The sequence below is a fragment of the Leclercia sp. W6 genome, assembly GCF_003336345.1.
In the GTDB taxonomy this organism is placed as follows: domain Bacteria; phylum Pseudomonadota; class Gammaproteobacteria; order Enterobacterales; family Enterobacteriaceae; genus Enterobacter.
Genome location: NZ_CP031104.1, coordinates 80,460 through 102,774 on the forward strand (window position 1 = coordinate 80,460; position 22,315 = coordinate 102,774).

Consider the following 22,315-nt stretch of genomic DNA (forward strand, 5'->3'; position numbering starts at 1 on the left):
CGCGCTGAATTCCTCTCTACACTGCCATCTTATCGCTTTTTACTGTTATTTGTTTACTGGAGAGTGAATATGTCTGGAGCAGTGAAGGTCTGGCGGGAGACCGTGGCATTACCGACGTGGACCACTGGCGCAGAAGATACCAACCCGATGTTCCTGGAAAAGCGCGTCTATCAGGGCTCCTCTGGCGCGGTCTATCCCTACGGCGTGACTGATACCCTGACCGGCGTTCGCGAAACCCGCGATTACCAGGCCGTCTGGATGGAAAACGACTTCATCCGCATTATGCTGCTGCCGGAGCTGGGGGGACGTATTCATCGCGCGTATGACAAAGTCCAGCAGCGTGATTTCGTCTACTACAACGAAGTGGTGAAACCGGCGCTGGTGGGGCTGCTGGGGCCCTGGATCTCTGGCGGCATCGAGTTTAACTGGCCGCAGCACCATCGCCCAACCACCTTTATGCCTGTCGACGTCACTATTCAGGAGCAGGCTAACGGGGCGCAAACCGTCTGGCTGGGCGAGGCCGAGCCGATGCGCGGCCTGCAGGTGATGACCGGGTTTACCCTTTACCCTGACCGGGCATTGATTGAGATCACCGGTAAAGTCTTCAACGGCAACGCCACGCCGCGCCACTTCCTGTGGTGGGCAAACCCGGCGGTGAAGGGTGGGGACGATCACCAGAGCGTTTTCCCGCCGGACGTCACGGCGGTATTTGACCATGGCAAGCGCGCCGTCTCCGCCTTCCCGATCGCCACCGGCACCTACTATAAAGTCGATTACTCGGCGGGCGTGGATATCTCCCGCTACAAAAACGTGCCGGTGCCAACCTCCTACATGGCGGAAAAATCGGACTACGATTTCGTCGGGGCATACCATCACGGCGAGCGCGGCGGCTTGCTGCACGTGGCCGACCACCACGTGTCGCCGGGGAAAAAGCAGTGGACATGGGGTCATGACGATTTTGGCCGTGCCTGGGATCGCAATCTGACCGATGAAAACGGCCCCTATATCGAGCTGATGACCGGGGTATTTACCGATAACCAGCCCGATTTCACCTGGCTTGCACCCTACGAAGAGAAGATCTTCGTGCAGAACTTCCTGCCCTATAGCGAACTGGGACAGGTGCAGAACGCCAACACGCAGCTGGCGCTTAAGCTGGAACGGTGTGAGCAGCAGCTTCACCTCGGCCTCTACGCCATCGCACCGCTGCATGATGTGCGGCTTGAGCTGACCGCCGACGAAAAACCGGTCTGGGAGACGCACCTGACCCTGATGCCGGGCGAAAGCTGGCAGCAGGCGCTGCCGGATACCTGGCCGCAGCGCTTAACGCTGAGAGTGAAAGAGGCCTCGGGCCGCACGCTGCTCCACTATCTGGAGCATATTCCCCAGGAGACGCCGCTGCCGGATCCGGCCACCGCGCCCGCGCTGCCGGAAGAGATCAGCAACAGCGACGAGCTCTATTTTATCGGGCAGCATCTGGAGCAGTACAACCATGCCAGCCGCTATGCGGAAGATTACTATCGCCGGGCGCTGGCGCTGGATGCTAACGACTATCGTAATAACGTGGCGCTGGGCACACTGGCGCTCAACCGTGCCGACTGGGCGCTGGCGCAACGCTGCGCCGAAGCCGCGCTGGTTCGCGCCCATCGTCTGAATAAAAACCCCCGCGACGGCGAAGCCAGCCAACTGCTGGCGACGGCGCTGGAGCGGCAGGGGCAGGACGACGCCGCATGGGATCACTACTACAAAGCCTCGTGGAGCGGAAACTGCCGTGATGCGGCTTTCTTATCCCTGGCGCGGCTGGCGATGAAACGTGGCAACTGTGCCGACGCGCTGGAAAAAGTTGATATCAGCCTTAGCGTCAACGCCAGCAACAACCTGGCGATGGGGCTGAAAGCCCTCGCGCTGGCAGAGGTTCAGGGCGAAGGCGCAGCGCTGGACTACATTCAGCGCTGCCTGCAAACCCATCCTCTGAGCTACGCCCTGCACTATGTCCGCTGGGCAATCAGCCGGGATGATGCTGCCCGTGACCAGCTGTTGCAGGTGACCGGTCGTCGCGGGGCCAATGCCTGCCTGCTGGCGGGCTGGTTGATCTCGATGGGCATGCGCGACGCCGCCCGGGAGATGCTAGATCTGCTCGACAGCCAGGAGACGTTGCCCCAGCTGTGGCGGGCCGCCTTAAGCGACGATCCTGCTTCCCGTGCCCGCTATATTGCCGCGGCGCGGCGCTGCGAGGCCAACCGGGTGCGTTTCCCGAATGCTCTTGATGAAGTGCAAATGCTGCAAACCCTGCACGACGACCCGTATGCCTGCTATCTGCTGGGCTGCTTCTGGTACAGCAAACGCCGCTATGACGATGCGGTGAAATGCTGGCAGACCACGCTGGCGCAGGAGCCGGAGTTTGCCCCTGCCCACCGCCTGCTGGGGATTTACGCTTGGAATAAACAGCACAACCTGGCGCTGGCGGAGCAGTATCTGCAGCGCGCCGTGGCCCTGGAGCCGGACAATCCGCGTTTCCTGTTTGAGCTTGATTATCTCAATAAGCTCACCGGGCAGCCGGTGGCGAAACGCCTCGCCATGCTCACCGAGCGGGAGCGCGTGGCGCTGAAGCGCGATGACCTCACCGCAGAACTACTGAGTCTGTGGAACGGTTCCGGGCGCTACGATGCTGCGGCGCAGGTACTTCAGGAGCGGCAGTTCCATCCGTGGGAAGGGGGGGAAGGCAAAGTGACTGGGCAGTATCTGCTGAACCAGCAGCATCGTGCCCTGCAGCACATAAGCCGCGGGGAATTCCAGGAGGCGATGGCTCTGCTGCAGGCGGCATTGCACTATCCGCACAATCTGGGGGAGGGGCGTCTGCCGGGGCAAACCGATAACGATATCTGGTATCTGCTGGGGTACTGCCATGCGCAAAGTGGCGCACATGCCGACGCGCAACGCTGTTTTGCCCGGGCGGCACAGGGCGGCTCCACTCTCGATGCCGGACGCTACTACAACGATCAGCCGGCGGACTATCTGTTCTGGCAGGGAATGGCGCTGCGCCAGTTGGGCGATCCCGCCGCGGCGGAGCGCCACTTCCAGGGATTCCTGGCGTGGGTGCAGGCCCATCGCGACGACCTGCCCGAAGCGGATTTCTTTGCAGTTTCGCTCCCGGATCTGGTGGTACTGGATACGCCAGCGGGTCATCAGCACCAGCAGCATTGCCTGTTCATTGAGGCGCTGGGCTATGCAGGGCTGGGCGATCTCGCGGCCTGCAAACGCCTGTTGGGGAACTTACTGGCGCTGAACCCGGCCCACGACAAAGCGCATCTGATTCAGCATGCGCAGGCCACGGGCATTTTCCATTAACTGACCTCGCAGGTGGGGAAACCCACCTGTTAACCCTCTGTACCCTGCGTTTCCCTTAAAGAGGAATCAACATGAATAATAGCGCGCAGACACAACTGAAAATGGGCTACGTCTGGACTATCTGTCTGGTCGCCGCCTGCGGCGGCCTCCTGTTTGGCTACGACTGGGTGGTGATTGGCGGGGCCAAACCCTTCTATGAAGCCTGGTTCTCCATTACCGACCCGTCGCAGTCTGGCTGGGCGATGAGTTCCGCCCTGGTGGGCTGTATCTTCGGGGCGTTGATCTCCGGCTGGTGTGCCGATAAATTTGGCCGCAAGCGTCCGCTTATCCTCTCGGCGGTGCTGTTCAGCGCCTCAGCGTGGGGCACGGCGGTGGCGGGAAGTTTTGATATGTTTGTGGTCTGGCGCATCGTCGGCGGCCTCGGCATTGGCCTGGCCTCCGCCCTCAGTCCACTCTATATCGCTGAAGTCAGCCCGGCGGAAAAGCGCGGTCGCTTCGTAGCCATTAACCAACTGACCATCGTGGTGGGCGTGCTGGCCGCACAGCTGATTAACCTGATGATTGCCGAGCCGGTAGCGGCAGGTGCCACCCAGGAGGCCATCGTTCAGACCTGGAACGGGCAGACCGGCTGGCGCTGGATGTTTGGCGCTGAGCTGGTGCCGGCCCTGGCATTCCTGGTGCTGATGTTCTTTGTCCCGGAATCGCCGCGCTGGCTGATGAAGGCGGGCAAGCCAGAGCGTGCCCGCGCCATGCTGGAGCGTATTGGCACCCCGGCGTACGCCAGTCAAACCTTAAAAGAGATCGCCCACACCCTGGAGAAAGACACCCAGAAGGTGGCGTTCTCCACGCTCCTGCAACCGCAGGTCAAACCGATTGTCATCATCGGCATCGTGCTGGCGATGTTCCAGCAGTGGTGCGGGATCAACGTGATCTTCAACTATGCCCAGGAGATCTTCGCCTCCGCCGGGTTTGATATCAACGACACCCTGAAATCGATCGTGGCGACCGGCATCATTAATCTGGTCTTTACCCTCGCCGCGCTGCCGCTGGTGGATAAGATTGGCCGCCGCAAGCTGATGCTGCTCGGCGCCTCAGGCTTAACCATTATCTACGTGCTGATTGCCAGCGCCTACGCCATGAACATCATGGGCTGGCCGGTGCTGCTGCTGGTGCTGGCGGCGATTGCCATCTACGCCGTGACGCTGGCGCCGGTCACCTGGGTGCTGCTGTCGGAGATCTTCCCCAACCGCGTGCGCGGCCTGGCGATGTCCGTGGGCACGCTGGCGCTGTGGATCGCCTGCTTCCTGTTAACCTACACCTTCCCACTGCTCAATGCCGGGCTGGGTGCGGCGGGGAGCTTCCTGCTCTACGGTGTGATTTGCGCGGCGGGCTATCTCTACATTCTGCGTAAAGTGCCGGAGACCAAAGGCGTGACGCTGGAGGCGCTTGAGGCACAGCTGGAAAAACAGCACGGCAAGGTTGCCTCCGCAAATCATGCTGAGCGCGTGCACTAATGGAAACGTTGTTGATTGAAAACGCGCATCTACGGATGCGCGTCAACCCGCAGGGCGGCGGGTTACAGGAACTCTTTTCCCTGACCTGCGGGCAGCCGGTGTTATGGGACGGCGGCGACAGCGCGCTGTTTCCGATGGTGCCGCTGGCAAACCGGGTGGCGGGGAATCGCTTCCGGTTTCAGGGGCGGGAGGTGGTGCTGCCGCAAAGTCCGGTTGATGAGCGCTTTTTCCTGCACGGTGACGGCTGGCAGTCGCGCTGGCAGATAGCTTCGCATTCCGACACGGCGTGCGTCCTCACCTTGCGCAGCCAGCATCAGTGCGGTTTTGATTATCAGGCCGGGCTGCGCTACCAGTTGTGCGGGAACGTTCTGCGGGCGGAGCTGACGCTCACCCATCTTGGTCAGGCGCCAATGTTGTACGGCCTGGGCTTTCACCCGTGGTTCTGTTTTGATGCGCAAAGCCGCCTGCGCTTCTCCGCCAGCGGCTACTGGCCAGAAGGTGAACACCATTTACCGCAAGTCTGGCAGAGCGATATCCCGGCGGATATCGATTTCAGCACGCCACGCCATGGCAGCGATCGCTGGCTGAACGTCGGCTATTCCGGCTGGAACGGGGTGGCGACGCTGGAACATGATGTGATGAATATCACAATTACAGCGCAAACTCCGTGGCTGATGCTGTTCAGAATGTCGGGGCAATCGTTCTTATGCCTTGAGCCCCAGAGCCATCCGGTCAATGCCCACCATATGGCCGGGCAGCCTGGCCTGGTGGCGTTAGGCCGGGGAGAAAGCAGCCATTTTGCGATGGAAATCGCCGTCGAAAAGGCGCTCTGAAACTGTTAAACCGCGGTTAATACTCCCTTGCGCCAGCCCGTTTTTGCCGCCAGACTATCGCCTCCAAAACGGGAGGGATTCATGGTTTTGCATTCCACACGCTGGCTGGCGCTCAGCTACTTCACCTACTTTTTTAGCTACGGTATTTTTCTGCCTTTCTGGAGCGTCTGGCTCAAGGGAATTGGCCTTACGCCGGAGATGATTGGCCTTCTGCTGGGCTCGGGGCTGGTGGCCCGTTTTCTCGGTAGCCTGCTTATTGCGCCGCGCGTCAGCGATCCCTCCCTGTTAATCAAAGCCGTACGCGTGCTGGCACTGCTCACCCTGGTGTTTATGGCCGGCTTCTGGGTAAGCCAGCAGTTTGCCTGGCTGATGGTGGTGATGGTGGGCTTTAACCTCTTCTTCTCGCCGCTGGTTCCGCTGACCGACGCTCTCGCCAATACCTGGCAAAAGCAGATCACTATGGACTATGGCCGGGTGCGGCTGTGGGGCTCGATTGCCTTTGTGATTGGCTCGGCGCTGGTGGGCAAACTGGTGAGCCTCTACGATTATCGCGCGATTCTGGCGCTGCTGAGCGTGGGGATCCTGTCGATGCTGCTCGGCATGCTGTTACGCCCGTCGGTGATGCCGCAGGGGGAGAGCCGTCAGCAGGAGAGCGCAGGCTGGCCCGCCTGGCGATCGCTTGTCACCCAGAGCTGGCGTTTTCTGGCCTGCGTCTGTCTGCTGCAGGGGGCGCACGCCGCCTACTATGGCTTCAGCGCTATCTACTGGCAGGGAGCTGGGTATTCGGCCTCCGCTGTCGGCTATCTCTGGTCGCTGGGCGTGGTGGCGGAAGTGATCATCTTCGCCCTCAGCAACAAACTGTTTCGCCGCTTTAGCGCCCGGGACCTGCTGCTGTTATCGGCTGTCTGCGGGATTGTACGCTGGGGTCTGATGGGCTGGACCACGGAGCTACCGTGGCTGATTTTGGCGCAGATCCTGCACTGCGGCACCTTTACGGTGTGCCACCTGGCGGCGATGCGCTATATCGCGGCGCGCGAAGGCAGCGACGTGATCCGCCTGCAGGCGGTCTACTCCGCCGTGGCGATGGGGGGCAGTATTGCCATCATGACCGTGTTTGCCGGTTTCCTTTACCAGCATCTGGGTCACGGGGTCTTCTGGGTGATGGCGCTGGTGGCGCTGCCCGCGGTTCTCCTGCGTCCGCGCGTGGCAGCGCACTAAGTTTCCAGCATGGCGCGAATATGTTCCTGCTGCTGCGCATTCAACGCCTCGACGGCATGGATGAGCGGCGGCGAGAACAGCGGCAGGGCGGTGGTGTAAGGTGTGACCACCAGGGCCGCTTCGCGCGGGGCACCATCCTTTTGAAAAGACTGTAACGTCACATAGCGAATGTTCAGCGGCAGCAGGGTCAGTTCCCGGAGCTGCTGTTCAATCAGCTCCTCGCAGGCTTTATCCTCACCGGTCAGCAACACCACCTGCTTTTCATGCAGATCGGTCTCCTGCATCAGCCAGGCGCCAAAGATCACCGCCACCAGGCTCGCCTCTTCCTCGGAGAAACGCAGGCCGAATTCGGACTCCAGCTCAAACAGCACCTCCCGGGTGGTACGCATCAGGCGCGGATAGAGGCGGTGGATCTCCTCCGGCAGGCTGTTGTCGATGCCAATGCCAAACAGCGAGCGGTCCAGCGCCTGGGCAAGGTGGATATAGAGCTGAGCGGTCAGTCCCTGCTCGTCACTGAAATGCATTCCCGTTTGCCCGCGGAAGCGGTCGATCATCCGGGTAATGGCGCGGCGCAGGCGCTCATCTTCCTGGTGCGCATCGCGCAGCGGATCGGGGGTACGCAACATCATAAACAGCAGAGCCAGAAACAGCTGTTCATCCGCGTGGGGAACCTGTACCACGCGGCGCTGCCAGTGGCGTACAATCTCCTGCGCCATCAGATATTCGTTACGCGACTGGGTCCAGTTACGCTGAACCACAGTAAACTGCGGCGTCTGGCCCAGATGGTGCTGGAGCAGGCAGTATTGCAGGTAGAGCTGTAAAAACTGCGCGTCACGGCATTCAAACTGCCGTTGCAGGCGGCGGGAGCAGAAATTGACCAGCGCCTGCAGGTTAGTGTCGTCATATAACGTGCGGGCGATGCCGAGCTGCTTTAGCGCGATCTTCAGAGATGGGGTAAACTGCTGCGCGATGAAGTGGGGGCAGAGGCGTAACGCCCGGCGCAACCAGTGCAGCAGGCATAAGCGTTGATTAAGGTGGCTACCTTCCAGCAGGTAGCAGCCATCATGCTGTGTCGCAATGTCGAGCTGGTGATAGCGCTGGATCTCCATGCGCATCTCGTCGATATCCTGCCGGCAGAGGGCATCATCGACACCATTGATTTCACCGATGCTTTGCAGAGTGGCGCGAAAGCCTGGCACATAGAGCATCAACAGAACCTGGCAACGGCGCTGCGAACTGGAAAGTGCAGATGGCATTTCGAGAGTCGTCATCATCTGTCGGGTTCCAGTTAGGGTGTTTGATAAGAATAGCTAAAGGATGTACGCCATAGCACGGGATGCCGGGCTTTCCTTCAGGAATGCGGGTGAACATCACAGAATTTTTGACGTGAGGATGAGATGCAAATAGTTAAACGCAGCGCAACTGCGCTTTTTTTGGCGGTTTTGTCTTTTTCCGCCGTCGCGCACCCTCACAGCTTTATCACCCTGAAAACGCAAATCATGGTGAAGGATGAGCAGGTCACCGGCCTGAAAATGCGCTGGGTGATGGACGAGCTAACATCCGCCGATCTGCTTTATGATGCCGGGAACGCAAAGCCCGGGGATGAAATCTGGAAAAAACTGGCGGCGGAGGTCATGGCTAACGTGCTCGGCCAGCACTACTTTACCGAGTTCTGGCATAACGGGGAAAAGGTGAAATTTCTTAATCGCCCCACTCAGTACGGTATGAGCCGCGTGGATCACCAGGCGGTGCTGACCTTTATTCTGCCGCTGGCGGAGCCCCAGCCGCTGGCCGGACAAAAGTACACCTTCTCGACCTTCGATCCCTCTTATTATGTCGACATGAGCTATGCCGAGGATAATGACGTGACGCTGCCTGACGGCCTGAAAAGTCAATGCGCCCTGACTATCGATACCCCGGAGCCCAGCGACGAGACGCTCAACTTTGCCAGCTCGCTGGATAAAGATGATGCCCCGCCGGAAGATATGAATCTCGGCAAACAGTTTGCCCAGACGGTGACCTTACAATGTCAGTAATGCGCGCGCGACGTGGGTGGGATCTCTGGCCGCTGGGGCTGTTCCTCGTTGTGGCAGCGGCGGGGGCCGTGTGGTTATGGCTGGCGTGGCCGCAGGTGATGCGTCAGAGCATTCTCTGGCAGCGGGATGTCAACCAGCAGATGAGCGGTTTGCTGAAAGCGGTGGCCGACAACCCGACGGCAGCAGGCGGAACACTGCTGATCTTCAGCTTCCTCTATGGCGTGCTGCACGCGCTGGGGCCGGGGCATGGCAAAATTGTGATCACCACCTGGCTTGCCACCCACCCCTCAAAACTGAAATCGAGCATCGGCTTAACCCTGGCCTCCTCTTTATTACAGGGGGGCGTGGCGATCGCCCTGGTGGTGGGGGTATTAATGTTGTTGCGGCTCCCGGCGCGGGATCTGCATATGAGCAGCTTCTGGCTGGAGAAGGGCAGCTACGCCCTGGTGGGCGTGCTGGGGATTATGCTCTGCTGGCGGGCGCTGAAAAAACTGCGTGCCTTGCTGCGCAAACCGACCTTCAAAGCCTTTACCCCACACCACGTCCACGACGCAAACTGCGGCTGCGGCCATCAACATCTGCCTACGCCGGGGCAGATGCAGGGCGCGGATGACTGGCGGGCGCGGCTGATGATTATTCTGTCGATGGGGATGCGGCCCTGTTCCGGGGCTATTATGGTGCTGCTGTTCAGTAAGGTGATCGGCGTATTCAGCTGGGGTGTGGCCTCGGCGCTGGCGATGGCGGCAGGAACGGGGTTAACCATCTCTTCGCTGGCACTGCTGGTGCACGGCTTTCGTCATCTGGCGGTCAGGCTCAGCGGCAATAAAACGCCGGTGCTGTGGCGACAGGTCGGATGGACGACGCTGGCATTAGCGGGCGGTGTGGTGTTGCTGGTGGCGGCGGTCATCATGTGGCTGAGCGCGGTGCCGGTGGGCAGGGGGCTGAGGCCGTTTTAATCGTCCCTGCCGGGCAAAAATCCCAAAATGGCGGGACATGATTGCCGCTTCGACAGGGATGTTTTAGTTTGCAGCTTTGCTTTCGGGTCATGACAAGGAGTCACGATGACCGATCATAATGCTTCTCTTTCAACACGCTATCTCTGGTTCGCCGCCGGGTCCGGCCTGCTGCTCGGCCTGGTTATCGTCTTCTTCTGGCCCGAACTGGCAAGCTGGTGGCCTGAAGATCTTCCCCGCATCTATTCCATCCTCTATTTTCTTATCGGTATGGGGCAAACCAGCATCGACACGCTTCCGCTCGCGATGTACGGCAAGCTGCTGGTGGCCGGTTTTGTGCTGGCGTTTCTGCATCCCGGCTACAGCAAAATACCACTCGTCGCCTGGATGCTGCATAACCAGCCTTCGGCCAGGCAATTTCTTGACTGGATAGTGCGCAGTTGGGTCCTGCAGTGCGGGTTTTTTGTCATCGTTTTCTGGCGCATCGGATTTACGCAGAATCTCTCCCACGAGGCATTGCTGCGCTTTGCCGCAGCGTTCAACTACGTCTGCTATTTCGCCACGCTGGTACTGGGCGTGTTACTGGTGCGCGATGCCCTGTGCTGGCGGAAAAGCGCTGAAAGTCCGCGAAGCAATATTCGCCTGCCGCTTATTTTCGCGCTGAGCTTCTATATGCCGTCACAGATCGTATGGCTACTGCTGGGGGCGCGGGAGTATGATTTGATCCTGACAGGATGGCTGCTGTTTGTGCCTGTCATGATTGGCGTGCTGTTAGCCAGACTGGCGACGGGCGGTATCGCCTGTTTGCTGCATCAGTGGCTGGGGGAGGCGCGGTGTCAAAAAGGGTGGCGGTATTTTGCGCTGTTTAACGGCATGGTGGTGCTGGTGATGGTCACCAATACCTTCATTCGTATTCTGCTGTCACTGCTGAAGTAATCGTTAATGGCCTGAGGGCGGGGCAGGGTAGGAAAAGAGGCGGGTGAAGGATCTTCACCCGCCCGCTGAGATTAACGCTTCAGCGCTTCGCTCAGTTCGTCACGCATGTTCGCCAGCATCGCTTTCACAACGCGTGGGTTACCCGCAACGATGTTGCCGGACAGCATGTAGTTGTGCCCACCGGTGAAATCGCACACCAGCGCGCCCGCTTCACGCGCGATCAGTTCGCCAGCGGCGAAGTCCCACGGCTTGAGGCCAATCTCGAAGTAACCATCAACGCGGCCAGCGGCAACGTAGGCCAGGTCCAGCGCAGCGGAACCGGTGCGGCGGAAGTCGGCGCACTCGGTGAACAGTTTGCCCAGAATTTTCATGTACGCAGGGGCGTGCTGTTTGGCTTTGAACGGGAACCCGGTCGCCAGGATAGTGCCGTCGAGGTCGCGAGCATTGGTGCCGCGCAGACGGTAGCCGTTCAGCTGTGCGCCCTGACCGCGGGTGGCGGTGAAGAGTTCGTTACGCATTGGATCATAAACCACGGCCACTTCGGTACGGCCTTTGATGCGTACGGCGATAGAAACAGCGAAGTGTGGGAGACGTTTAACGAAGTTGGTGGTGCCATCCAGTGGATCGATAACCCATTGAACATCCTGATCTTCGCCTGCATGCTCACCGCTTTCTTCGGTGATGATGGTGTGCTGCGGGTAAGATTTGCGAATGGTGTCGATAATTACAGCTTCTGCCGCTTTATCAACGTTGGTCACAAAGTCATTGCTGCCTTTCTGGCTGGTTTCTACGGAATCAGGTGTTTCGTAGTGTTTGGCAATTACATTACCCGCCTTGCGCGCTGCGCGCACGGCGATGGTCAACATTGGATGTTGCATCGGTTACTCTCACTGGATGTTAAAGAACGGGGAAACGAAAACGGCGCAGAGTATAGCAGCGGGATCGGCATATGTCTTCCGTTTATGATAACATCATCGAATATTCTCCATACTCAGAAAAATTATGCTGCAAAATATCCGAATCGTGCTGGTCGAAACATCGCATACCGGCAACATGGGCTCCGTGGCCCGCGCTATGAAAACCATGGGCTTAACCAATCTCTGGCTGGTTAACCCGCTGGTCAAACCCGACTCTCAGGCCATTGCCCTCGCGGCAGGCGCCAGCGACGTGATTGGCAATGCCCAGATCGTCGACACCCTGGATGAAGCCTTAGCGGGTTGTAGCCTGGTGGTGGGCACCAGCGCGCGTTCCCGCACCCTGCCGTGGCCGATGCTCGATCCGCGTGAATGCGGGCTGAAAAGCATCAGCGAAGGCCAGCATGCGCCGGTGGCGCTGGTGTTTGGCCGCGAGCGCGTGGGGCTAACCAACGATGAGCTGCAGAAGTGCCACTATCACGTTGCCATTGCCGCCAACCCGGAGTACAGCTCGCTGAACCTGGCGATGGCTGTGCAGGTTATCGCCTATGAGGTGCGTATGGCCTGGCTGGCAACCCAGGAAAAAGATGTTCCGGCTACGCAGGAAGAGACGCCTTATCCGCTGGTGGACGATCTGGAGCGGTTCTACGGCCATCTGGAGCAGACCCTGCTCGCTACTGGCTTTATCCGCGCAGGTCATCCGGGTCAGGTGATGAACCGTCTGCGCCGCCTCTTTACTCGCGCCCGTCCGGAGAGCCAGGAGCTGAACATCCTGCGCGGTATTCTGGCGTCGATTGAGCAGAAGAATAAAGAGTAGTGCGGTGTGGCGCCGGGTGGCGCTGCGCTTACCCGGCCTACGAAACCCGCAGGCCCATACAAGCGAAGCGCCACCCGGCAAAAACAGATGAACGCACAGAAGGTTAAATACCTGACTAAATCAGTCAAGTAAATAGTTGACCATTTTAGTCAGGAATGTCAGACTTGGCCCTGCTATGCAATACCCCCACTTTACAATAAAAAACCCCGGGCAGGGGCGAGTTTGAGGTTAAGTAAGACATGAGACTGACATCTAAAGGGCGTTATGCCGTGACCGCGATGCTGGACGTTGCGCTCAACTCCGAAGCGGGCCCGGTTCCATTGGCTGATATTTCTGAACGTCAGGGAATCTCCCTCTCTTATCTGGAACAGCTTTTTTCCCGACTGCGTAAAAATGGCCTGGTTTCCAGCGTTCGCGGTCCTGGCGGTGGTTATCTGTTAGGTAAAGACGCGGGCAGTATTGCGGTTGGTGAAGTGATTAGCGCAGTTGACGAATCCGTCGACGCGACCCGTTGCCAGGGTAAAGGCGGCTGTCAGGGCGGCGACAAATGCCTGACGCATGCGCTGTGGCGCGATCTGAGCGACCGTCTGACCGGTTTCCTGAACAATATCACCCTCGGTGAGCTGGTAAATAACCAGGAAGTTCTGGACGTATCAGGCCGTCAGCACAGCCACGATTCCCATCGTAATACCCGCGCGCAGGACGCTATCGACGTCAAATTACGCGCGTAATAAAAAGATAAGTATTTCAGAATCAGGCCGGGGCGTAACGCCCCGTGTACTCGGTCGTACATCCAGCCGGTTGCCTGATTCCTTGCATTGAAGCGATGTACGGAGTTTATAGAGCAATGAAATTACCGATTTATCTCGACTACTCCGCAACCACGCCGGTGGACCCGCGTGTTGCCGAGAAAATGATGCAGTGTCTGACCCTGGACGGAAACTTTGGTAACCCAGCTTCCCGTTCACACCGTTTTGGCTGGCATGCTGAAGAGGCGGTAGATATCGCCCGTAATCAGATTGCCGAGCTGGTTGGTGCCGACCCGCGTGAAATTGTTTTCACCTCTGGCGCAACCGAATCCGATAACCTGGCGATTAAAGGTGCGGCTAATTTCTACCAGAAAAAAGGCAAGCACATCATCACCAGCAAAACTGAACACAAAGCCGTGCTGGATACCTGCCGTCAGCTGGAGCGTGAAGGGTTTGAAGTAACCTACCTCGCCCCGCAGCGCAACGGTATCATCGACCTGAAAGAGCTCGAAGCGGCAATGCGTGACGACACCATTCTGGTCTCCATCATGCACGTTAACAACGAAATCGGCGTGGTGCAGGATATCGCGACAATCGGCGAGCTGTGCCGTGCGCGCGGCATTATCTATCACGTGGATGCGACCCAGAGCGTGGGCAAACTGCCTATCGATCTGAGCCAGCTGAAAGTAGACCTGATGTCCTTCTCCGGCCACAAAATCTATGGCCCGAAAGGTATCGGCGCGCTGTACGTGCGTCGTAAGCCACGTATCCGCATCGAATCCCAGATGCACGGCGGTGGTCACGAGCGCGGCATGCGTTCCGGTACGCTGCCTGTTCACCAGATCGTGGGCATGGGTGAAGCTTACCGTATCGCCAAAGAAGAGATGGAAACCGAGATGGCGCGCCTGCGTACGCTGCGCAACCGTCTGTGGGAAGGCGTGAAAGATATGGAAGAGGTCTACCTGAACGGCGATCTCGAGCAGGGCGCACCGAACATCCTCAACGTCAGCTTCAACTATGTTGAAGGCGAGTCGCTGATCATGGCCCTGAAAGACCTGGCCGTCTCTTCCGGTTCTGCGTGTACTTCTGCAAGCCTGGAGCCGTCCTACGTACTGCGTGCGCTGGGCATGACCGACGAGCTGGCACACAGCTCTATCCGCTTCTCTTTAGGTCGTTTTACTACCGATGAAGAGATTGACTACACCATCCAACTGGTTCGCAACTCCATTGGCCGTCTGCGTGACCTTTCTCCACTGTGGGAAATGTACAAAGAAGGCGTGGATCTGAACAGCATTGAATGGTCACATCACTAATCGGTTTGTAAGGAGAATTCAGCATGGCATACAGCGAAAAAGTTATCGATCATTACGAGAATCCACGTAACGTGGGCTCCTTCGACAACAGCGACGACAGCGTGGGCAGCGGCATGGTGGGTGCACCAGCGTGTGGCGACGTGATGAAGTTGCAGATTAAAGTCAACAATGAAGGTATCATTGAAGACGCGCGCTTCAAGACCTACGGTTGCGGTTCCGCAATCGCGTCCAGCTCCCTGGTCACCGAGTGGGTGAAGGGCAAGTCTCTGGACGAAGCGCAGGCGATTAAAAATACCGATATTGCTGACGAACTCGAACTGCCGCCGGTGAAAATCCACTGCTCTATCCTGGCGGAAGATGCGATCAAAGCCGCAATTGCGGATTACAAAAGCAAACGTGAAGCAAAATAATTAGTTGAGGTTGTTATGTCGATTACCCTTAGCGACAGCGCTGCCGCGCGAGTAAGCGCCTTCCTGGCAAACCGTGGCAAAGGCTTTGGCCTGCGACTGGGTGTACGCACCTCCGGTTGTTCCGGTATGGCGTATGTACTGGAATTTGTTGACGAACCTGCGGCAGAAGATACCGTGTTCGAAGACAAAGGCGTGAAGGTGGTGGTCGATGGTAAAAGCCTGCAGTTCCTGAACGGCACTCAGCTGGACTTTGTTAAAGAAGGTCTTAACGAAGGGTTTAAATTCACCAACCCGAACGTGAAAGACGAGTGCGGCTGCGGCGAAAGCTTCCACGTATAATTGCGCATCACCTGTTAACCCCACCGCAGCCAGGCTGTGTGTGGGGTTTGCTTTAATCAGCTAACCCTGAGATTGTTATGGATTACTTTACCCTCTTTGGGTTACCAGCCGGGTATGAAATTGATACTCAGGCGCTGGCGGCCCGTTTCCAGGATCTGCAACGTCAGTATCACCCGGATAAATTCGCCAGCGGCACGCAGGCGGAACAACTGGCGGCGGTGCAGCACTCTGCGACCATCAATCAGGCGTGGCAAACCCTGCGCAATCCGCTGAGCCGGGCAGAATATCTGCTTTCGCGTCACGGGTTTGATCTCTCTAGTGAGCAACACACCGTCCGCGATACCGCGTTCCTGATGGAACAGCTGGAGCTGCGTGAAGAGCTGGATGAGATTGAACAGGCCAAAGATGAAGCCCGTCTGGAGCGCTTTATCAAGCGCGTAAAAGGGATGTTCGATACCCGCCATCAGCAGATGGTTGACCAATTGAATAACGAGACGTGGGACGTGGCAGCGGACAGCGTTCGCAAGCTGCGTTTTCTCGATAAACTGCGAAGCAGTGCTGAACAACTCGAAGAAAAGCTGCTCGATTTTTAATTTCGGAAGCGATTATGGCCTTATTACAAATTAGTGAGCCAGGTTTAAGTGCCGCACCGCACCAGCGTCGTCTGGCGGTGGGCATCGACTTAGGCACCACAAACTCGCTGGTGGCGACCGTGCGCAGCGGCCAGGCTGAGACGCTGGCGGATGCGCAGGGTCAACATCTGTTGCCTTCTGTGGTCCACTATCAGCCTCAGGGCCACAGCGTGGGCTTTGATGCCCGCGCCAATGCCGCGCAGGATCCTGCCAATACCATCAGCTCGGTAAAACGCATGATGGGCCGCTCGCTGGCGGATATCCAGAACCGTTATCCCCATCTGCCGTATCAGCTGCAGGCAAGTGAAAATGGCCTGCCGATGATCGCCACTGCCGCAGGGTTACTGAACCCGATCCGCGTCTCTGCCGATATCCTCAAGGCGCTGGCCACCCGCGCGACCGCGACCCTTTCAGGCGAGCTGGATGGCGTGGTGATCACCGTTCCAGCCTATTTCGATGACGCCCAGCGTCAGGGCACCAAAGATGCCGCGCGTCTGGCGGGCCTGCACGTGCTGCGCCTGCTCAACGAGCCGACCGCGGCCGCCATTGCCTATGGTCTGGACTCCGGCCAGGAAGGGGTGATCGCGGTATTCGATCTCGGCGGCGGAACTTTTGATATCTCCATTCTGCGCCTGAGCCGCGGGGTGTTTGAAGTGCTGGCGACCGGCGGCGACTCTGCCCTCGGCGGTGACGACTTCGACCATCTGCTGGCGGATCACATCCGCGAGCAGGCGGGGATTGCCGATCGCAGCGACCTGCGCGTCCAGCGCGAGCTGCTGGATGCGGCCATTGCCGCCAAAATCGCCCTCAGCGATGCCTCCTCCGTGACCGTTGAGGTGGCAGGCTGGAAAGGCGACATCAGCCGCGAGCAGTTCAATGAACTGATTGCCCCGCTGGTGAAACGCACTCTGCTGGCCTGCCGCCGCGCGCTGAAAGATGCGGGCGTGGAAGCCGAAGAGGTGCTGGAGGTGGTGATGGTCGGTGGTTCAACCCGTGTGCCGCTGGTGCGTGAGCGCGTGGGCGAGTTCTTTGGCCGCACGCCATTAACCTCTATCGATCCGGATAAAGTGGTCGCTATCGGCGCCGCTATTCAGGCCGATATTCTGGTCGGCAACAAGCCGGACAGCGAAATGCTGCTGCTGGATGTCATCCCGCTCTCCCTCGGGTTAGAAACCATGGGTGGCCTGGTGGAGAAAGTGATCCCGCGTAACACCACCATTCCGGTGGCCCGCGCGCAGGAGTTCACCACCTTCAAGGATGGCCAGACTGCAATGTCGATCCACGTGCTGCAGGGTGAGCGCGAGCTGGTTCAGGACTGCCGTTCGCTGGCGCGTTTCGCCCTGCGCGGCATTCCGGCGCTGCCAGCGGGCGGGGCGCATATCCGCGTCACCTTCCAGGTAGATGCGGACGGCCTGCTGAGCGTCACGGCGATGGAAAAATCGACCGGTGTCGAATCCTCCATTCAGGTGAAACCGTCCTACGGTCTGACCGATAATGAGATCGCCACCATGATTCAGGACTCAATGAGTTTTGCTGAGCAGGATGTGAAGGCGCGTATGCTGGCCGAACAGAAAGTCGAAGCCGCACGCGTGCTGGAAAGCCTGAACAGCGCACTCACTGCTGATGCCGCGCTGCTAAGCGCCGCTGAACGTCAGGCCATTGACGATGCCGTCGCACAGTTGATTGCGGTGGCCGAAGGCAATGACGCTGACGCCATAGAACAAGCGATTAAAAACGTTGATAAACAAACCCAGGAGTTTGCCGCTCGTCGTATGGACCAGTCTGTCCGTACTGCGCTGAAAGGCCACTCCGTGGACGAGGTTTAATATGCCAAAGATTGTTTTTCTGCCACATGCGGACCTCTGTCCGGATGGCGCAGTTCTGGAAGCTGAGACCGGCGAAACCATCCTTAACGTTGCCCTGCGTAACGGTATTGAAGTGGAACACGCCTGTGAAAAATCCTGTGCCTGCACAACCTGCCACTGCATCGTCCGCGAGGGGTTTGACTCCCTGGCGGAGAGCACAGAGGATGAAGACGACATGCTCGATAAAGCATGGGGTCTGGAGCCGGAAAGCCGCCTGAGCTGTCAGGCGCGTGTCACCGATGAAGATCTGGTGGTCGAACTTCCGCGTTATACGCTTAACCACGCACGCGAGCATTAATATGGGACTGAAGTGGACAGACAGCCGTGAAATCGGCGAGGCGCTGTACGACGCCAACCCGGATCTCGATCCGAAGACCGTACGCTTCACCGATATGCATCAGTGGATTTGCGATCTGGAAGAGTTTGACGACGATCCCAACGCATCCAATGAAAAAATTCTGGAGGCGATTCTGTTAGTCTGGCTGGACGAAGCAGAATAAAAACGTAACGGGCTGCCTTCAGGCGGCCCGTTTGCTTGTTGCTAATAAGGAAAAATAAAATGACCGAAGCGATGAAGATTACGCTCTCTACTCAGCCTGCCGATGCGCGCTGGGGTGAAAAAGCCACTTACAGCATCAACAACGACGGTATTACCCTGCACCTGAACGGCAGCGACGATTTAGGCCTGATCCAGCGCGCGGCGCGTAAAATTGACGGCCTGGGCATTAAACATGTGTTACTCGACGGCGAAGGCTGGGATACCGACCGCAGCTGGGCCTTCTGGGCCGGTTATAAAGGGCCAAAAGGCAGCCGTAAAATCGAGTGGGCTAATCTCGACGACGCCGGCAAGCGCGAGCTGGAAAGCCGTCTGACCATTATCGACTGGGTGCGCGACACCATTAACGCCCCGGCGGAAGAGCTGGGTCCGGAGCAGCTGGCGCAGCGTGCCGTCGATCTGCTGAGCAAGGTGGCGGGCGACAACGTCTCTTACCGCATCACCAAAGGCGAAGACCTGCGCGAACAGAACTATATGGGCATCCACACCGTGGGTCGCGGCTCTGAGCGCCCGCCGGTGCTGCTGGCGCTGGACTACAACCCAACCGGCGATAAAGCGGCCCCGGTATTCGCCTGTCTGGTCGGGAAGGGCATTACCTTTGACACCGGCGGCTACAGCCTGAAGCAGAGCGCGTTCATGGACTCCATGAAGTCGGATATGGGCGGCGCGGCGACCATCACCGGTGCGCTGGCCTTTGCCATTACCCGTGGCCTGAACAAACGCGTGAAGCTCTGGCTCTGCTGCGCCGACAACATGGTCAGCGGTAACGCCTTTAAGCTCGGCGACATTATTCGCTACCGCAACGGCAAAAACGTCGAAGTGATGAATACTGACGCCGAAGGCCGTCTGGTGCTGGCGGATGGGCTGATCGATGCCTCGGCGCAAAAACCAGAGCTGATTATCGACATGGCGACCCTGACCGGGGCGGCGAAAACCGCGCTGGGCAACGACTACCACGCGCTGTTCAGCTTCGACGATAAGCTGGCAAACCGCCTGCTGGCGAGCGCTGCCGCCGAGAACGAACCGTTCTGGCGTCTGCCGCTGGCCGAGTTCCACCGCAGCCAGCTGCCGTCGAACTTTGCCGAACTGAACAATACCGCCAGCGCGGCCTACCCGGCGGGGGCGAGCACCGCCGCCGGTTTCCTGTCGCACTTTGTCGAGAACTATCGCGAAGGCTGGCTGCACATTGACTGCTCCGCGACCTACCGTAAAGCGGCGGTTGAACAGTGGTCCGCGGGGGCAACCGGTCTGGGTGTGCGTACCATCGCGAACCTGTTAACCGCAGAGTAACTATTTGCCCGGCGGCGCTGCGCTTGTACGGGCCTACGGGGCTTGTAGGCCGGGTAAGCGTAGCGCCACCCGGCAATTTTGAAGTAGTGAAACTATGTCAGAAACCAAAAACGAATTAGAAACCCTGCTGGAGAAAGCGGCCACCGAGCCTGCCCATCGTCCGGCATTCTTCCGCACCTTGCTGGAGTCCACCGTCTGGGTGCCCGGTACGGCGGCGGAAGGCGAGCAGGTTGTTGAGGACAGCGCCCTGGATCTGCTGCACTGGGAAAAAGACGACGGCACCTCGGTGATCCCGTTCTTCTCCTCCCTTGAGGCCTTACAGCAAGCCGTTGAAGATGAGCAGGCGTTCGTGGTGATGCCGGTGCGCACCCTGTTTGAGATGACGCTGGGCGAAACCCTGTTTCTGAACGCCAAACTGCCGACCGGAAAAGAGTTCACCCCGCGTGAAATCAGCCATCTGATTGGCGAAGAGGGCAACCCGCTTAGCACCCAGGAGGTGCTGGAGGGCGGCGAGTCGCTGCTGCTGTCGGAAGTGGCCGAGCCACCGGCGCAGATGATCGACTCCCTGACCACCCTTTTCCAGACCCTCAAGCCGGTCAAGCGCGCGTTTCTCTGCGCCATCAAAGAGCAGGCTGACGAACAGCCGGTACTGCTGATTGGTATCGAGGCGGATGGCGAGATCGACGACATCATTCAGGCCGCGGGCAGCGTGGCGACCGACACCCTGCCGGGCGACGAGCCGATCGATATTTGCCGGGTAGTGGCGGGGGAGAAGGGCATCAGCCACTTTATCACCGAGCACATCACGCCATTCTATGAGCGCCGCTGGGGTGGCTTCCTGCGCGATTTCAAAAACAACCGTATTATCTGAGCCCGTACGGGGTGGGTTCTCACCCCGTTGCTTCCAGCAGCAGTAAATCCATCAGCAGCACCAGGTTCGACTCAAACGACGTTACCCCTGCGGCTTCGGCGGCGAAATGCACCGCTTCGTCGTACAAAGCAAAATGCAGATCCGCCATCCCCGCCAGGCTATTCGCCGACGCGCGGGTAAAAGCCACCACCGTCATCCCCACGTTCTGCGCAATGCGCGCTTTATCCAGCACCTGTTCCGTTTCCCCACTGCGCGAGACCGCGATGAAGACCTGATAGCGCGAGGCGTTGCTGAGAAAGATATTACGGCTGTCGCCCGGGCCGGAGATAAAGGCCGTCTTGCCCAGCACCTGCAATTTTTTGGTCAGGTACTCGGCAAAAAGATAGGAAAAGCCCGCCCCGTAGAGAAAGAAGCTCTCTTTTTCCCGCAGCAGTTCGGCAAAATGGCGGCGTTTTTCCACCGTCGCCCACTGAAAGGTCTGCTGATAGTTGGCGATAAACTGATTGAATAGCGCGGGCAGCTCCGCAGGCTGACGGCTTTCGGCGGCAATGTGCGGCGTGTCGCTCAACAGCTGCTTGCAGTGCCAGATGAACTCGCTAAAGCCGCTAAACCCCAGCTTGCGGCACAGACGCATAATGGTGGCGGTCGAGACAAAGGTCGCCTGCGCCAGCTCCCGCACCGTGATCTGGCCCACCAGCAGTGGATGCCCGGTCAGATGGGCCAGCACGCGATATTCCGCGCGGGTCAGGGTCTCCCCGCGCGATAACAATGTCGCCAGGCGGTTATCCATTACTGCGCCGGTTCAACCGGCAGATCGTCCCGGGCACCCCATTCACTCCACGCCCCGTCGTAGAGTGTCACGTCGGTTTTGCCGAGGGTCGCCAGCGCCAGGATCACCACACAGGCGGTGACGCCCGAGCCGCAGCTGGCGACGACTGGCTGATGCAGATCCACACCCTGACGGGCAAAAATCTCACGTAGCTCATCGGTGGTTTTCAGCTCGCCTTCAAACACCAGATCGCCCCACGGCACGTTACGTGCGCCAGGGATATGGCCGCGCTTAAGGCCAGGGCGCGGCTCGTCGGCCTCGGCGTTAAAGCGCGGGGCAGGGCGGGCATCGACAATCTGCGCGGTCTGTTCGTGGCTGGCCAGCAGCACGTCGGTGACGCGCTTGATCGCTCCGGCGTCGAAGGTGGCTTCAAAGTCGCTGTCCGGCAGGGAAACATCCCCCTGCTGGAGCGGGAGCTCCGCCCGCTGCCAGCCCGCAAGCCCGCCCGCCAGAATCGACACCTTTTCCACGCCGAAGGTTTTCAGCATCCACCACGCCCGTGGGGCGGAGAAGAGATTCCCTTCGTCGTAAATCACCAGATGCTTGTCGTGGCTGACGCCCAGCTCGCGCATGGCGACCGCAAAGGCTTCCGGGCGCGGCATCATGTGCGGCAGGGGAGAGGTGTGATCGGAGAGGGCTTCAATATCAAAAAATACCGCCCCCGGCAGATGCCCGGCGCGGTATTCCGCGGGAATGTCACGATGCTCCTGCCCTGGCGGCGCCATGCGCGCGTCGAGGATCTGGACTTCAGGATCGTCACTGTGCTCAATCAGCCAGTCGGCTGCGACAAAATATGAGGTGGACATGGTTGCCTCCATAAATGAATCCAATAATGGATTGTCGGTGTTTTTTCTGACACCGACAAGGGAACCACGTTCAACTCGCGAGCAAGCCC

22 protein-coding genes are annotated in these 22,315 nt (G+C 58.9%); 18 read left to right on the forward strand and 4 right to left on the reverse strand.

Translation table 11 applies throughout. The features are described from left to right. The first annotated feature begins 69 nt into the window (after nucleotides 1-69). From DVA43_RS00435 to DVA43_RS00450, 4 genes are all read left to right on the forward strand, one after another. Complete coding sequence (locus DVA43_RS00435) at nucleotides 70-3,345, forward strand: DUF5107 domain-containing protein (RefSeq protein ID WP_114314219.1); 3,276 nt, start codon at nucleotides 70-72, stop codon at nucleotides 3,343-3,345. A gap of 71 nt (nucleotides 3,346-3,416) precedes the next feature. Further along, complete coding sequence (locus DVA43_RS00440) at nucleotides 3,417-4,859, forward strand: sugar porter family MFS transporter (RefSeq protein ID WP_114314220.1); 1,443 nt, start codon at nucleotides 3,417-3,419, stop codon at nucleotides 4,857-4,859. Then, entirely contained in the window at nucleotides 4,859-5,692 is an 834-nt protein-coding gene (locus tag DVA43_RS00445; RefSeq protein ID WP_114314221.1) for an aldose 1-epimerase, read from the forward strand. The genes DVA43_RS00440 and DVA43_RS00445 overlap by 1 nt, the downstream gene beginning before the upstream one ends. An 81-nt stretch (nucleotides 5,693-5,773) precedes the next feature. Next, a complete protein-coding gene (locus tag DVA43_RS00450) occupies nucleotides 5,774-6,910 on the forward strand; it encodes a 3-phenylpropionate MFS transporter (RefSeq protein ID WP_114314222.1) in 1,137 nt (378 codons plus the stop codon). Here the strand turns inward: DVA43_RS00450 and csiE are convergent. Next, the gene (gene csiE, locus DVA43_RS00455) at nucleotides 6,907-8,184 is read right to left on the reverse strand and encodes a stationary phase inducible protein CsiE (protein WP_103824612.1); all 1,278 of its coding nucleotides are present in this window, start codon (nucleotides 8,182-8,184) and stop codon (nucleotides 6,907-6,909) included. The two genes, DVA43_RS00450 and csiE, sit on opposite strands and share 4 nt — an antisense overlap. A gap of 123 nt (nucleotides 8,185-8,307) precedes the next feature. On the opposite strand from csiE, the gene DVA43_RS00460 reads away from it, so the two are divergent. The 3 genes from DVA43_RS00460 (at nucleotide 8,308) to DVA43_RS00470 (ending at nucleotide 10,835) form a co-directional block, all read left to right on the forward strand. Further along, nucleotides 8,308-8,946 (forward strand): DUF1007 family protein, encoded by a 639-nt coding sequence (locus DVA43_RS00460; RefSeq protein WP_114314223.1) that lies wholly within the window; start codon nucleotides 8,308-8,310, stop codon nucleotides 8,944-8,946. Then, on the forward strand, nucleotides 8,937-9,902 hold the full coding sequence (locus DVA43_RS00465; protein WP_114314224.1) for a nickel/cobalt transporter: 966 nt from the start codon (nucleotides 8,937-8,939) through the stop codon (nucleotides 9,900-9,902). The genes DVA43_RS00460 and DVA43_RS00465 overlap by 10 nt, the downstream gene beginning before the upstream one ends. A 105-nt stretch (nucleotides 9,903-10,007) precedes the next feature. Then, on the forward strand, nucleotides 10,008-10,835 hold the full coding sequence (locus DVA43_RS00470) for a hypothetical protein (RefSeq protein WP_114314225.1): 828 nt from the start codon (nucleotides 10,008-10,010) through the stop codon (nucleotides 10,833-10,835). Between the two features lie 71 nt (nucleotides 10,836-10,906). Here DVA43_RS00470 and suhB read toward each other — a convergent pair whose 3' ends face one another. Then, nucleotides 10,907-11,713 carry an inositol-1-monophosphatase gene (suhB, locus tag DVA43_RS00475; protein ID WP_103824616.1) on the reverse strand — a complete coding sequence of 269 codons (807 nt, stop codon included), beginning with the start codon at nucleotides 11,711-11,713 and terminating at the stop codon, nucleotides 10,907-10,909. 124 nt (nucleotides 11,714-11,837) lie between these two features. On the opposite strand from suhB, the gene trmJ reads away from it, so the two are divergent. The 11 genes from trmJ (at nucleotide 11,838) to sseB (ending at nucleotide 20,591) form a co-directional block, all read left to right on the forward strand. Then, on the forward strand, nucleotides 11,838-12,566 hold the full coding sequence (gene trmJ / locus DVA43_RS00480) for a tRNA (cytosine(32)/uridine(32)-2'-O)-methyltransferase TrmJ (RefSeq protein WP_114314226.1): 729 nt from the start codon (nucleotides 11,838-11,840) through the stop codon (nucleotides 12,564-12,566). Between the two features lie 239 nt (nucleotides 12,567-12,805). After that, nucleotides 12,806-13,297: a Fe-S cluster assembly transcriptional regulator IscR gene (gene iscR / locus DVA43_RS00485; protein ID WP_103180723.1), complete on the forward strand. Its 492-nt coding sequence runs from the start codon at nucleotides 12,806-12,808 to the stop codon at nucleotides 13,295-13,297. A 116-nt stretch (nucleotides 13,298-13,413) separates the two neighbouring features. Next, a complete protein-coding gene (iscS, locus tag DVA43_RS00490) occupies nucleotides 13,414-14,628 on the forward strand; it encodes a cysteine desulfurase (RefSeq protein WP_103180722.1) in 1,215 nt (404 codons plus the stop codon). A 23-nt stretch (nucleotides 14,629-14,651) separates the two neighbouring features. Next, nucleotides 14,652-15,038, forward strand: a complete 387-nt coding sequence (gene iscU / locus DVA43_RS00495) for a Fe-S cluster assembly scaffold IscU (protein WP_004866383.1) — start codon at nucleotides 14,652-14,654, stop codon at nucleotides 15,036-15,038. A 15-nt stretch (nucleotides 15,039-15,053) separates the two neighbouring features. Continuing rightward, nucleotides 15,054-15,377 carry an iron-sulfur cluster assembly protein IscA gene (gene iscA, locus DVA43_RS00500; RefSeq protein ID WP_103180721.1) on the forward strand — a complete coding sequence of 108 codons (324 nt, stop codon included), beginning with the start codon at nucleotides 15,054-15,056 and terminating at the stop codon, nucleotides 15,375-15,377. A gap of 77 nt (nucleotides 15,378-15,454) precedes the next feature. Further along, complete coding sequence (hscB, locus tag DVA43_RS00505) at nucleotides 15,455-15,970, forward strand: co-chaperone HscB (protein ID WP_039029730.1); 516 nt, start codon at nucleotides 15,455-15,457, stop codon at nucleotides 15,968-15,970. A gap of 14 nt (nucleotides 15,971-15,984) precedes the next feature. Next, nucleotides 15,985-17,835 (forward strand): Fe-S protein assembly chaperone HscA, encoded by a 1,851-nt coding sequence (gene hscA, locus DVA43_RS00510; protein WP_114314227.1) that lies wholly within the window; start codon nucleotides 15,985-15,987, stop codon nucleotides 17,833-17,835. Between the two features lies 1 nt (nucleotide 17,836). Next, entirely contained in the window at nucleotides 17,837-18,172 is a 336-nt protein-coding gene (gene fdx / locus DVA43_RS00515; protein ID WP_039029728.1) for an ISC system 2Fe-2S type ferredoxin, read from the forward strand. Between the two features lies 1 nt (nucleotide 18,173). Next, nucleotides 18,174-18,374, forward strand: a complete 201-nt coding sequence (gene iscX / locus DVA43_RS00520) for a Fe-S cluster assembly protein IscX (protein WP_032613119.1) — start codon at nucleotides 18,174-18,176, stop codon at nucleotides 18,372-18,374. A gap of 59 nt (nucleotides 18,375-18,433) precedes the next feature. Then, nucleotides 18,434-19,720 carry an aminopeptidase PepB gene (gene pepB / locus DVA43_RS00525; protein WP_114314228.1) on the forward strand — a complete coding sequence of 429 codons (1,287 nt, stop codon included), beginning with the start codon at nucleotides 18,434-18,436 and terminating at the stop codon, nucleotides 19,718-19,720. Between the two features lie 94 nt (nucleotides 19,721-19,814). After that, on the forward strand, nucleotides 19,815-20,591 hold the full coding sequence (gene sseB, locus DVA43_RS00530) for an enhanced serine sensitivity protein SseB (protein ID WP_114314229.1): 777 nt from the start codon (nucleotides 19,815-19,817) through the stop codon (nucleotides 20,589-20,591). A 19-nt stretch (nucleotides 20,592-20,610) separates the two neighbouring features. Here sseB and DVA43_RS00535 read toward each other — a convergent pair whose 3' ends face one another. Next, the gene (locus DVA43_RS00535; protein WP_114314230.1) at nucleotides 20,611-21,381 is read right to left on the reverse strand and encodes a MurR/RpiR family transcriptional regulator; all 771 of its coding nucleotides are present in this window, start codon (nucleotides 21,379-21,381) and stop codon (nucleotides 20,611-20,613) included. After that, nucleotides 21,381-22,226: a 3-mercaptopyruvate sulfurtransferase gene (gene sseA / locus DVA43_RS00540; protein WP_114314231.1), complete on the reverse strand. Its 846-nt coding sequence runs from the start codon at nucleotides 22,224-22,226 to the stop codon at nucleotides 21,381-21,383. Before sseA ends, DVA43_RS00535 begins: the two co-directional genes overlap by 1 nt. Nucleotides 22,227-22,315 lie beyond the last annotated feature (89 nt).

Excerpts from the sequence above, each read along its gene's own strand:
- csiE (WP_103824612.1), bottom strand. The coding sequence starts at position 8,184 with ATGATGACGACTCTCGAAATGCCATCTGCACTTTCCAGTTCGCAGCGC.
- hscB (WP_039029730.1), top strand. The coding sequence starts at position 15,455 with ATGGATTACTTTACCCTCTTTGGGTTACCAGCCGGGTATGAAATTGAT.
- DVA43_RS00465 (WP_114314224.1), top strand. The coding sequence starts at position 8,937 with ATGTCAGTAATGCGCGCGCGACGTGGGTGGGATCTCTGGCCGCTGGGG.
- iscX (WP_032613119.1), top strand. The coding sequence starts at position 18,174 with ATGGGACTGAAGTGGACAGACAGCCGTGAAATCGGCGAGGCGCTGTAC.
- DVA43_RS00435 (WP_114314219.1), top strand. The coding sequence starts at position 70 with ATGTCTGGAGCAGTGAAGGTCTGGCGGGAGACCGTGGCATTACCGACG.
- trmJ (WP_114314226.1), top strand. The coding sequence starts at position 11,838 with ATGCTGCAAAATATCCGAATCGTGCTGGTCGAAACATCGCATACCGGC.
- iscU (WP_004866383.1), top strand. The coding sequence starts at position 14,652 with ATGGCATACAGCGAAAAAGTTATCGATCATTACGAGAATCCACGTAAC.
- DVA43_RS00535 (WP_114314230.1), bottom strand. The coding sequence starts at position 21,381 with ATGGATAACCGCCTGGCGACATTGTTATCGCGCGGGGAGACCCTGACC.
- DVA43_RS00470 (WP_114314225.1), top strand. The coding sequence starts at position 10,008 with ATGACCGATCATAATGCTTCTCTTTCAACACGCTATCTCTGGTTCGCC.
- pepB (WP_114314228.1), top strand. The coding sequence starts at position 18,434 with ATGACCGAAGCGATGAAGATTACGCTCTCTACTCAGCCTGCCGATGCG.
- iscR (WP_103180723.1), top strand. The coding sequence starts at position 12,806 with ATGAGACTGACATCTAAAGGGCGTTATGCCGTGACCGCGATGCTGGAC.
- iscS (WP_103180722.1), top strand. The coding sequence starts at position 13,414 with ATGAAATTACCGATTTATCTCGACTACTCCGCAACCACGCCGGTGGAC.
- sseA (WP_114314231.1), bottom strand. The coding sequence starts at position 22,226 with ATGTCCACCTCATATTTTGTCGCAGCCGACTGGCTGATTGAGCACAGT.
- DVA43_RS00445 (WP_114314221.1), top strand. The coding sequence starts at position 4,859 with ATGGAAACGTTGTTGATTGAAAACGCGCATCTACGGATGCGCGTCAAC.
- DVA43_RS00440 (WP_114314220.1), top strand. The coding sequence starts at position 3,417 with ATGAATAATAGCGCGCAGACACAACTGAAAATGGGCTACGTCTGGACT.
- suhB (WP_103824616.1), bottom strand. The coding sequence starts at position 11,713 with ATGCAACATCCAATGTTGACCATCGCCGTGCGCGCAGCGCGCAAGGCG.
- fdx (WP_039029728.1), top strand. The coding sequence starts at position 17,837 with ATGCCAAAGATTGTTTTTCTGCCACATGCGGACCTCTGTCCGGATGGC.
- sseB (WP_114314229.1), top strand. The coding sequence starts at position 19,815 with ATGTCAGAAACCAAAAACGAATTAGAAACCCTGCTGGAGAAAGCGGCC.
- hscA (WP_114314227.1), top strand. The coding sequence starts at position 15,985 with ATGGCCTTATTACAAATTAGTGAGCCAGGTTTAAGTGCCGCACCGCAC.
- iscA (WP_103180721.1), top strand. The coding sequence starts at position 15,054 with ATGTCGATTACCCTTAGCGACAGCGCTGCCGCGCGAGTAAGCGCCTTC.
- DVA43_RS00460 (WP_114314223.1), top strand. The coding sequence starts at position 8,308 with ATGCAAATAGTTAAACGCAGCGCAACTGCGCTTTTTTTGGCGGTTTTG.
- DVA43_RS00450 (WP_114314222.1), top strand. The coding sequence starts at position 5,774 with ATGGTTTTGCATTCCACACGCTGGCTGGCGCTCAGCTACTTCACCTAC.